General features: G+C 55.8%; 10 protein-coding genes and 1 pseudogene. 4 read left to right on the top strand and 7 right to left on the bottom strand.

Annotated features, from left to right (window positions below):
* Window positions 1–190 (top strand): annotated as a pseudogene (locus NCN04_RS03905) (tRNA dihydrouridine(20/20a) synthase DusA); the annotation flags it as partial.
* 18 nt (window positions 191–208) lie between these two features.
* On the opposite strand, the gene NCN04_RS03900 reads toward NCN04_RS03905, so the two are convergent.
* The 7 genes from NCN04_RS03900 to NCN04_RS03870 form a co-directional block, all read right to left on the bottom strand.
* Entirely contained in the window at window positions 209–790 is a 582-nt protein-coding gene (locus NCN04_RS03900; RefSeq protein WP_250395231.1) for an RNA recognition motif domain-containing protein, read from the bottom strand.
* A gap of 126 nt (window positions 791–916) precedes the next feature.
* On the bottom strand, window positions 917–2335 hold the full coding sequence (gene argH, locus NCN04_RS03895) for an argininosuccinate lyase (protein WP_250395233.1): 1419 nt from the start codon (window positions 2333–2335) through the stop codon (window positions 917–919).
* A gap of 31 nt (window positions 2336–2366) precedes the next feature.
* The gene (locus NCN04_RS03890) at window positions 2367–3776 is read right to left on the bottom strand and encodes a PP2C family protein-serine/threonine phosphatase (protein ID WP_250395230.1); all 1410 of its coding nucleotides are present in this window, start codon (window positions 3774–3776) and stop codon (window positions 2367–2369) included.
* Window positions 3777–3843: 67 nt separating this feature from the next.
* Window positions 3844–5469 carry a signal recognition particle-docking protein FtsY gene (gene ftsY / locus NCN04_RS03885; protein WP_250395229.1) on the bottom strand — a complete coding sequence of 542 codons (1626 nt, stop codon included), beginning with the start codon at window positions 5467–5469 and terminating at the stop codon, window positions 3844–3846.
* 4 nt (window positions 5470–5473) lie between these two features.
* A complete protein-coding gene (gene nusB / locus NCN04_RS03880) occupies window positions 5474–6106 on the bottom strand; it encodes a transcription antitermination factor NusB (RefSeq protein WP_250395232.1) in 633 nt (210 codons plus the stop codon).
* 21 nt (window positions 6107–6127) lie between these two features.
* Window positions 6128–6877 carry a DUF502 domain-containing protein gene (locus NCN04_RS03875; RefSeq protein WP_250395228.1) on the bottom strand — a complete coding sequence of 250 codons (750 nt, stop codon included), beginning with the start codon at window positions 6875–6877 and terminating at the stop codon, window positions 6128–6130.
* Between the two features lie 55 nt (window positions 6878–6932).
* Window positions 6933–7595: an HpsJ family protein gene (locus NCN04_RS03870; protein ID WP_048347601.1), complete on the bottom strand. Its 663-nt coding sequence runs from the start codon at window positions 7593–7595 to the stop codon at window positions 6933–6935.
* A gap of 41 nt (window positions 7596–7636) precedes the next feature.
* Here NCN04_RS03870 and queG point away from each other — a divergent pair, with 41 nt between their 5' ends.
* From queG to NCN04_RS03855, 3 genes are all read left to right on the top strand, one after another.
* Window positions 7637–8614: a tRNA epoxyqueuosine(34) reductase QueG gene (queG, locus tag NCN04_RS03865; RefSeq protein WP_250395227.1), complete on the top strand. Its 978-nt coding sequence runs from the start codon at window positions 7637–7639 to the stop codon at window positions 8612–8614.
* Complete coding sequence (locus NCN04_RS03860) at window positions 8614–9513, top strand: tetratricopeptide repeat protein (RefSeq protein WP_250395226.1); 900 nt, start codon at window positions 8614–8616, stop codon at window positions 9511–9513. Before queG ends, NCN04_RS03860 begins: the two co-directional genes overlap by 1 nt.
* Window positions 9514–9582: 69 nt before the next feature.
* A partial coding sequence (locus NCN04_RS03855) for a DNA gyrase subunit A (protein ID WP_284498556.1) occupies window positions 9583–10075 on the top strand: 493 nt, incomplete at its 3' end.

Below are 10075 nucleotides of genomic sequence, written 5' to 3'. Positions count from 1 at the left end.
CCATGCCGAACGTCATCTTCAACGAGGGGGAAGACTTTGGGATCTATGCCGCCATCTCGTCCAGGTTGTGGAAGCAGTGCCCGGAGCAAGATACTGGCGCAACAATCTCAGCACCAAAGCTCAAAAAGCTGGTGCTGGGATTGAAATCATTGAGCAAGCAGCCCAGCAACTGCTTGATGCCGGGCTCTAAGCAGCACCAAGAAGGCGATCAGCCTTCAGCACCGCCATAGCCACCACTGTTGTCGTCAGCTCCACCACGGCGGCGACGGGTACGGCCATCGTCGTAGGCACTGCCGCCTGCTGGAGGAGCTCCACTTCCATAGCTGCGATCTTCCCAGCCGCTCGCACCAGAGCGGCGCTCACCACCGCCACCGCCGTAGTTGCCACCGCCACCGCCGTAGTTGCCACCGCCACCGCCGTAGTTGCCACCGCCACCGCCGTAGTTGCCACCGCCACCGCCGTAGTTGCCACCGCCGCCGCCGTAGTTGCGACCACCACCGCCGCCGTAGTTGCCACCGCCACCGCCGAAGTCGCGACGAGGGGCACTGCCACGGGGCTCAGCTTTGTTGATGCGCAGGGGACGGCCCATCAGCTCGGCACCTTGAAGGGCCTCAATGGCCGATGCTTCGGCCGCTTCGTCGCTCATTTCGACAAACGCAAAGCCGCGTTTACGACCGGTGTCGCGCTCTAAAGGGAGGGCACAATTCGTGACCTCTCCATAGGTGGAGAACAATTCAATGATGTCTTCCTGCTCAGCGCGGAACGGAAGATTGCCGACAAAAATGCTCACTTATCTAATGGACCGAAGTTAAGAGGGGCCAATGGAATCAAAGGGCCAACAATTCATGGACCTAAAGAAGATCACTGAACCTCTGGCCTCTTCAGAGTAGTCCGATCCCAGCCGAATGATCACCAATCAACCATGCTGATCCGAAAGGCCAAATCGTTGGTTCCAAATCGCCAGCTGTTCATTGACGCGATCGAAACCTGTACCCCCTTCGCTGGTTCGAGCTGCCACCACATTGCGAGGTGTTAAGGCCTCAAACAAATCAGCCTCGATCGCAGGATGAAATTGCTGCCAGCACTCCAGCGTCAGTTCGCGAAGAAGCACCCCTTCTTGAAGGCAATGTTTCACGACGGCACCCACCAATTGATAAGCCTCACGGAAAGGAACCTGCTTAGCCACGAGATAGTCGGCCACATCAGTGGCATTGGAATAGTCCGCAGCAACAGCCGCCTCAAGGCGTTCGCTTCTGAAGCTCAAGCCTTCCTGCAGCAAAATCGTCATCGCCTCAAGGCATTGCGATGTGGTAGCCACCACATCAAACAGCGCCTCTTTGTCTTCTTGAAAGTCTTTGTTGTAGGCCAGTGGTAGGCCCTTAATCATCGTGAGCAGGCCTTGCAAATGGCCGAACACCCGCCCGCATTTGCCACGCACCAATTCAGGAACATCGGGATTCTTTTTCTGCGGCATCAAGCTGCTTCCCGTTGCACAGCGATCGGTGAGCCGTACAAAGCCGCATTCCTCGGACGCCCAAAAAATCACCTCCTCAGCAAGACGACTGAGATGCACCATCACCAGTGAGGCCGCGGCCGAAAATTCCACGGTGAAATCACGATCACTGACAGCGTCCAGGCTGTTGGCATAGATGCCATCGAAACCAAGGGCCGATGCAGTACTCCTGCGATCAATCGGTACAGGAGTGCCTGCCAACGCTGCAGCACCTAGAGGAGAAAGATTTAAGCGTTTGCGCAAGTCCGCCATCCGCTGCCGATCCCTTTCCACCATCTCCACGTAGGCAAGAAGATGGTGAGCGAGACAAAGGGGCTGAGCTCGCTGGAGATGCGTGTAGCCAGGAATCAGGGTGTTGCTGTGGAGATTGGCTTGGTCAAGTAAGGCGCGCTGAAAGCCAAGCAAATGCTGTTCGAGCTCATCCAAACGCCGCCTCAACCAAAGCCGCAAATCCGTCCCCACCTGGTCGTTACGACTCCGTCCGGTGTGCAATTTCTTGCCAACCGGGCCAAGCAAGGCAATCAGGCGTCGCTCAACAGCGAAGTGCACATCTTCATCAGCCAGCCCTGGCTGAAAGAGTCCTGACGCCGCTTCCTGGCGGACTTGTTCAAGACCACCCACAAGTTGATTGGCCTCCTCCTCCAGGATCACACCGCACTCAGCGAGCATGCGGGCGTGGGCGATCGACCCATCCAGATCCTCTTGAAGAAGAGTGATATCAAAGCCAATCGAAGCATTAAAACGTTCAATCGCCGGATGCAATCCCTGCTCAAACCGGTCACTCCAGGTTGCGGAGCCTCCACCGGTTACACCCCCTGCCATGTCACTCTCCACTGCGCTTGTCCTCAGCTTGTCAGGCCAAAGACCGGGGGACAGACGGCAGCATGATCTCCTCTTTGACCTTGAGCACCACCATCGAGGCATCGTCATCCAACTGCCGGGTGGGTCCCACAAACCGGTCGAGGCGACTGAACAACTGATCAAGAATCCCTTGAGAACCAGTTCCCGATCGACAGGCTTGCTCAAGCGAGCGCATCAATCGCGCTTCATCAAAGCGATCACCTGTGATACCAGGGGCTTCAGTCACTCCATCCGTGTAATAAAGAAGAACGTCACCTGGCTCAAGCACAAGTGATTCACAGCCATATTCCGCCTCAGGCTGCAGACCAATCAGAAGCCCGGGGGCATCCAATCGCATCACTTTGCGTGACTGGGCACGCCAGATCAACGGTGGATTATGGGCAGCGTTGGCGAAACGCAAGCGCCTCGTGCGTGGATCGAAATCGGAATAAAACAGCGTGACGAACCGATGGGACTGAGAGAGGTCCTCCAGCGCTAATTGGTTGAGGTCATAAAGAATGCGATCAGGCGGCAGACCACTCAAAACCTCGGCTCGCAGCATGCCGCGGAGCATGGTCATCAGTAATCCCGCTGGCACACCTTTACCCATCACATCGCCCATCACAAAGGCCCAACGACCGCGCTCCCTGCGGCGCCCGATCAGTTCTGGACGGGTCGGAATGAAGTCGTAGTAATCACCGCCAACTTGAAAGGCCGGCCGGCAACGCGCCGCAAGATCAACACCTTCGATCACAGGGCAGTGATCGGGCAACAGCTGAGCCTGAATGTCCGCACCGATGCTGAGCTGACGATCAACCCGTTCATGACGACGGGCCTCCTGAAGCATCAAATCATTTTCAATCGCAACCCCGGTGAGGTCAGCCACCAACTGCACGTGTCGGCGATAGACATCACTCCAAGCGAGAGGGTTCGAAGGATTGAACACATAGAGGCGTCCTCTCGGGCGACCACGAGCAATCAACGACGTTGCAAACAGTCCAGCACTACCGAGCTGCCTCTGAACCAAGCGATCCAGGGCTCGCACAAGGCTTTCGTCGGATCCAAACCCGATGATGTTCCCAGGCTCATGAGCAGCAAGCGCCTGCAATAAAGCCTCCGTCCGTGGACCAGGAAGCATCTGCAGCTGGTCACGCCAAAGGCGTCCGTCGGCCTGAAAGGGGACAAGCAATGAACCCTGCACCCCCACAAGCCGGGCAGCCACCACCGGCACCAGCTCCAAAAAGCGGTTGAGGTTGCTGAAACTGCGCAAGGCAAAACCAAGCGACACAAGCAGCTCCTGATTGGAACGCTGCTCCCGCGACATGCTCTCCAACAACTGTCGGAGCGAGGCTGTAGCCGTCAACGATTGATTGATTCCACGTTGAGGAGTTGCCGGATGTCGCCATGAAGGTGTGCTGCTCACGGCTTAGCACCCAGCAGATGCAGCAACGTAGCAAGTTCAGCTTGATCAGGCCGCAATGCGAAACGCATCAACGCGATGCCAAGAGGGCCTCCACAAACTCAAAACTATTGAAGGGACGAAGGTCGCGAATTCCCTCACCAGCTCCAATAAAGCGAATCGGCAACTTGGCTTCTGAGGCAACAGCCAGTGCCACTCCTCCTCTGGCTGTGCCATCAAGCTTGGTGATCACCACACCGGTGAGCCCAGCTGCGCGGGCAAACGCCATTGCCTGCTTCAAACCGTTCTGGCCCTGGCTGGCATCAAGCACCAACAGCGATTCCACATGGGCTTCGGGAGCAAGACGATCCACCACACGGCGGATCTTTTCAAGCTCTTCCATCAAGTTGTGCTTGGTCTGTAGACGACCGGCCGTGTCTACCAGAACCAAATCAGTGCCCTTCGAACGGGCGGCGCCGATGGCATCAAACACCACTGCTGCAGGATCCGCATTCGCTGAGGGATTGGCCACAACTGGCACATCACTGCGATCTCCCCAAACCTGCACTTGCTGAACAGCCGCCGCACGGAAGGTGTCTGCGGCAGCAATCAAAGCGGAATAACCACTGCGGACGGCAAGATTGGCGAGCTTGCCGAGAGTGGTGGTTTTACCGACTCCGTTCACACCGACCAAAAGCCAAACGTTCAAACGATCCCTTTGAGGAGCAAGGACTTCAACAGCACTGGACTGAATCGGCTCATCGAGAAGGTCACGAAGCTGTTCCTTCAGAAAACGAATGCCTTCACTCGGATCGACAACCTGTTCGTTCATCCGCTGCCTCAAGGCATCCAGCACCTGATCCGTGGCCTGAACGCCCGCATCAGCTCTCAACAAAAGTGATTCGAGGTCATCGAGCACCTCTGGCGTCAACGGATCGTCGCCCAGGTTCTCCAGCAGACCGGTCACGAACCCTTGGCGGGTTTTCTCCAGGCCTTGGCGAAGTCGCCCTAACCAATCGATCTCCTCGAGGGTGACCTGCTCGGCGCTCCGCCCTTGGGCCGCTAAGACTTCAGCCGACCAAGTGAAGGCATCGTCAAAGTCACCGAGGCGGGGTTCATCCTCCTCAATCTTGGGAGCGTCTTGTGCTGTGGCTGGAACAACGGGAACAGGCTCTGGCTCAGCAGGTTGCTCGAGCTCCTGCTGACGCTGATCACGCTGGGCAGCGGCCTGTTCAAGAAAAGACAGCGCCGGTGCAGGAGGCGTAGGAGTTGTGGCTGGAGAAGCAGGAGGCTCCACCACAGGAGCCGGTTCTGCAGGCTCGACTGAGGGAGCTTCGAGTGCAGGAGGTCCTTCTGACGGAGAAACAACAGAAGGGACAACGGCAGCTGGCACAACTGCTGGAGGCTCCATCACCGGAGGAACAACCACGTTCTGCTCAGATGTGGAATCATCCTGAACCGTCTTGGCAGCCTCAGCAGCCTGAGCTTTCTGAGCTTTTAAACGTGCATAAGCCTGGCGTGCCCACTCAAGAGAATCGTCCTCCGACTCAGACGATTGGGGTTCCGAGGGTTGCACCTCTGCTGGTTGGGTTTCAGAAGGTTCAGGCGCAGATGGTTGCGGCGCAGAAGACTGATCGGGTTGGACCTCTGGATCCACTGGAGGATCAGCTGGGGTTTCAGGAGGAACGGATCCGCGATTAAACCAGTCGTACACCATGATTTCAGGACAACACCAGTGAGGGGGCGTTCTGCAGACGACGGAGCACACCGTTAATCATCTTTCGTCCTTGCTCGTCACTAAAGCGATGGGCTAATTCAACAGCTTCGTTGCAAGCCACGGGCGCAGGTGTCTTGAGTTCCGAAAGATCAATCACGGCCAAGCGCAAAATATCGCGATCGATGCGTGGTAACCGGGTGAGGCGCCAGCCCTCCATCACACCATCAAGCATCTGATCAATGGCTTTGCGTTTTTTCAGCACAAACGTCACGCGTTGCATGGCCTCGCGACGCACCTGATCTTGATTGGATAAGGCCAATAAACGGGGTAACTCAAGACTGGCCGAAAGACCATTCAGAACTTGTTCTGCCCCAGTGAGAGACGACTGCAACGACTCACGAACTGACGCCTGATCGGAAGAAGGCCCATCCTTAAGTTCACTCTCAAGCAGGTGTTGTTGAGCTTTTTCCAGATCTCCAGCACAGCAGTCCAGAACTTCTGTCCAATGCTGCATCAAACTATCGAGGGCTTTTTGAAGCAACGTGTCCAGGGGAAAATCGGGGAGATCATCCACTCGTTCAGGGCATTGACCGAGAACCAGCAGCGCTAGTTCACGGGATAGGGATCGGGACTGCATGGACATACGGCCGAGTCGAGTTCAGGCTCCAGTGGTGGTGGACGACGGTGACACAGAACCCCTCAGCTGAGAGATCAGGCTGGAAAAACTTCGATTCACAGGAGCTTCACGCTCATCAGGATTCACAATGCCAGCGGAAATGATCGTTCGGAATGCATCTTCCACTGAAATGTCCAGATCTTTGACAGATGTTTCGGGAACCAAGGTGTACCAACCCGTTGTGGGGTTTGGTGCTGTGGGAATAAACACACTGAGAAGGGGCTCAGTGAGCTCAGCTTGGAGGGAAGGACCCACCACACCGGTCACAAAGCCCACGCTGTACAGACCTTCACGGGGATATTCCACTAAAACCACACGCCGAAAACGCTGAGAGTTATCTCTCAGAAACGTGGCAAGCAGCTGTTTCAGGGTTTTGTAAACCGAGCCAGCAAGAGGAATGCGTTGGAGGGTTTCTTCGCCGAACTCCAGCAACCAGCGACCGACGATGTTCCTGGCCATCAGGCCGATCAGCAAAATCGCAAAGAGCGGAACCGTTAATCCCAGCGCCAGGTTGATCAAATCCTGGAGAAGAGGGTTGAGGGTGATGAACGGATTGAACTGCTTCGGAATCGAAGTGAGAAAAGCCAGCACGAAACGACTGACCGTGGTTCCCAACCAAATCGTGGTTGCTAGCGGAATGACCACCAACAACCCAGCGATTAAATCGTTTTTCAGATCTTGCCGAAGCCTGGCGCTAAGCGGCAGGTCAGGTCTTGTATTGGACTGCACCAAGGAACGCCTGTGGCTTAAGGCTGACGTGATCTCACCAACCTAACCAGCAGATCGATTAGATCACGGCCGCCAGAGCCAAGAGCACGAAAGCAACGGCAAGAATCACCGCACTCACAGTCCCGCCAAAGCGACGCTGATTCACAGCAAGATTTCGCTGACGTTCCCCCTGCTGGATCTGCTGTTCCATCTGCGCCAGCTGCTTATCGATAAAAGCCTGAGCAGCTTTGACCTGGTCTTCCTCACTGGCATCAGCAGGCAACTGTCCTGCCTGTGTGAGCTGACTACCCAGCATTTTCACATTTTCGGGGTTGGCCGATTGCTGACGAGCCATCTCCAACTGACCCTTTTGCTGCTCAAGCGTTTGATCCGATTCACCTGAGAGATTCTGATTACCTGAGATTGAGACAGGAACAACAACAATCATCAAAATCGCCAACAGCGCAGAAATCACGCAAACAAACCAACGAATTGGAGGTCTTGCTGACTCCGGTTGGTCAAGGCGCGAACCCAAAAGCATGAGCAAAAGCCCGATCAGCCCCATCGGGGCTTGATTGACTAAGCGCTCAATTAAGAGTTGCTTAAAGACTCCATCGGCCCAATCGGCTGCACTCAGCAGCACAGCCATCTGCAATGCAAGCAGCACAACCAAGGTGATGCCCAACCACCTCAGAACAAAAGACAGTCGTAAGGATTGAGAACCCGATGGGGATGCGGACACGTCACGATGCTTAAAGGTGATTAACTTTACGGCTCATTTCCGTGACGTCCTCCGCTGGACAACCCCAACTCAGTGCGGCACTCAAGGAACGTGCCCGCCTGGAAGGATTCGATCCTGTTGGGATCGCCTGTCTACCGGGAAGTTCGAGGTTGCAGATGCGGACAGCAGCTTTACAACGCTGGCTTGACGCTGGTTTTCAAGCGGAGATGGGCTGGATGGCTGCTCCGCGAAGGCTCGATGCGAAAACACTTCTTGATGGAGCTCGAAGCTTGCTTGCCGTCGGGCTGAATTACTACGTCTCCGACTCGCGCCAACCGAACAGCCTTGCCATCGCTCGCTATGCATGGGGCCGTGACTACCACCGCGTGGTCAACCAAAGACTGCGCCGCGTTGGTCGCTGGCTTGAAACACAAAGACCCGACTCGCGCTGGCGGGTTTGCGTGGATGCCGAACCCCTGCTCGATAAGGCATGGGCGGAAGAGGCAGGCTTGGGATGGATTGGCAAACACAGCAACGTGATTCATCCGCAACGGGGGTCTTGGATGGTGATCGGCCACTTGCTCAGCACAGAAGATTTAGTAGCTGATCAGCCGGCCCAACCTCGCTGCGGCCGTTGTCGAGCATGCATGGACGCCTGTCCCACCGAGGCCATAAGGGAGCCATTTGTGGTTGATTCACGGCGATGCATCGCGTATCACACAATTGAAAACCGAGATCAGCAGCTTCCAGACTTGATTAAGGCTGGGATGGGTCCATGGGTCGCAGGCTGTGATATTTGCCAGGACGTCTGTCCGTTCAATCAAACGGAGCTCCCATCGAGTCAAGATCCAGAGGTCCAGCCCCGTCCCTGGATTTTGGATCTAAGCGCTGCGCAGGTTGAGCAATGGGATCCGTCGACCTGGGATCAGAAGTTGCGCGGATCCGCACTCAGACGCATCAAACCTTGGATGTGGCGCCGCAATGCCGCCTCAGCAAAGTCAGTAGATCCACCTACTGTGTCTACATCTGAGATTCGGTGATGGGATCCCATCGGCGTTCAAGCCAATCGTTCACCAAAGTTTGGGTGTCAGCGACCCTGATGAGCGCGATTGGTCTGTGCAGCGCTGAACCCGCCAAAGCCTTCATCCCCTATGTCTTTACGCCCAGCCCACAAGAATTAGAAGGGGCTGGGATCGGCATCGGTCGCACTGCAGCGCAATTGCTAAGGCTTGGACAACCCAAAGAAGCTGCCCGCTTAGCCGCTCTAGCCGTGCGTCTACAACCGAACGATGAACGGCTCTGGTCCGTGTTGGCTGAAGCGCAACTACGGAGCGAACAACTTGATGACGCAGCGGGATCCCTGGCCCGTGCGAAATCACTCAACCCAACCAACGCAGGACTTTGGTTCGCAGAAGCATCCTTAGCGCTGCGAGACAACCGTCCCGACGACGCCATCCCCCTGTTGGATCGAGGTCTCAAACTCGATCCCAAAAACGCCACGGCCTATTTCGACCTTGGCAACGCCAGGGTGATGCAGTCCAACCAAAAGCAAGCCCTCAAGGCTTTTGAGCGCGCAACGGCGATTAAGCCCAGTTTCTGGGAAGCCTTAAACAATCAAAGCCTGGTGTTGTTTGAAATGGGAAACACCAAAGAAGCCATTCGTCGCTGGCGTTCCGTTTTAACGATCAATGCCAACCCAGAGCCGATGTTGGCCCTAGCTGCGGCGTTGAACAAAGTGAATCCTGGAGATCAGGAATCCTTGAAGCTTGCTCAAAAAGCTCTTGCCGAATCTCCGAATTACGTTCTGCCTGGCCATCAAAAAAAACAACTATGGGGCGTGAAATTACGCAGAGCTACAGCTGAACTGTTGAACAATCCCAGCCTTCAAAACGCCGTCGAGCGTGCCGAGGCAAATGCAGATCCAAAAAGCGCTATCTAACCAAAACTCTGGTCAAGCAGAAGAAGATCTGTAGGCTGACACTCGACTGCCTTCTTATTTCCCTGCAGGATGGCCGAGGAGCGCGTTCAATCGATCGCCCTGCACCACGAGATGCAGCGCTCATACCTCGAATACGCGATGAGCGTGATCGTGGGCAGAGCGCTCCCGGATGTGCGTGATGGACTGAAACCCGTCCAACGCAGAATTTTATTTGCGATGCACGAACTGGGGCTCACCCCAGATCGTCCTTATCGGAAATGTGCCCGTGTAGTCGGTGACGTGCTTGGTAAGTACCACCCACATGGTGATCAAGCGGTTTATGACGCCCTGGTGCGGTTGGTCCAAACCTTTTCCAGCCGTCACCCGTTACTGGATGGTCACGGCAACTTTGGCTCGGTGGATGACGATCCACCAGCAGCCATGCGATACACCGAAACGCGGCTAGCACGGATCTCCCACGAGGGGTTACTGGATGAAATCGGCGACGACACCGTCGATTTTGCCTCCAACTTCGATGGGTCCCAACAGGAGCCCACCGTTCTTCCCGCCCAGCTTCCGTTTT

Origin of the sequence: Synechococcus sp. MU1655 (assembly GCF_023630655.1) — a bacterium.
Lineage (GTDB): Bacteria > Cyanobacteriota > Cyanobacteriia > PCC-6307 > Cyanobiaceae > Synechococcus_C.
This window is presented reverse-complemented; position numbering and strand designations above follow the sequence as displayed.

What these genes read in the sequence shown, in the direction of transcription:
- nusB (WP_250395232.1), bottom strand. Translation starts at nt 6,106, where the DNA reads ATGCAGTCCCGATCCCTATCCCGTGAACTAGCGCTGCTGGTTCTCGGT.
- NCN04_RS03860 (WP_250395226.1), top strand. Translation starts at nt 8,614, where the DNA reads ATGGGATCCCATCGGCGTTCAAGCCAATCGTTCACCAAAGTTTGGGTG.
- ftsY (WP_250395229.1), bottom strand. Translation starts at nt 5,469, where the DNA reads ATGGTGTACGACTGGTTTAATCGCGGATCCGTTCCTCCTGAAACCCCA.
- argH (WP_250395233.1), bottom strand. Translation starts at nt 2,335, where the DNA reads ATGGCAGGGGGTGTAACCGGTGGAGGCTCCGCAACCTGGAGTGACCGG.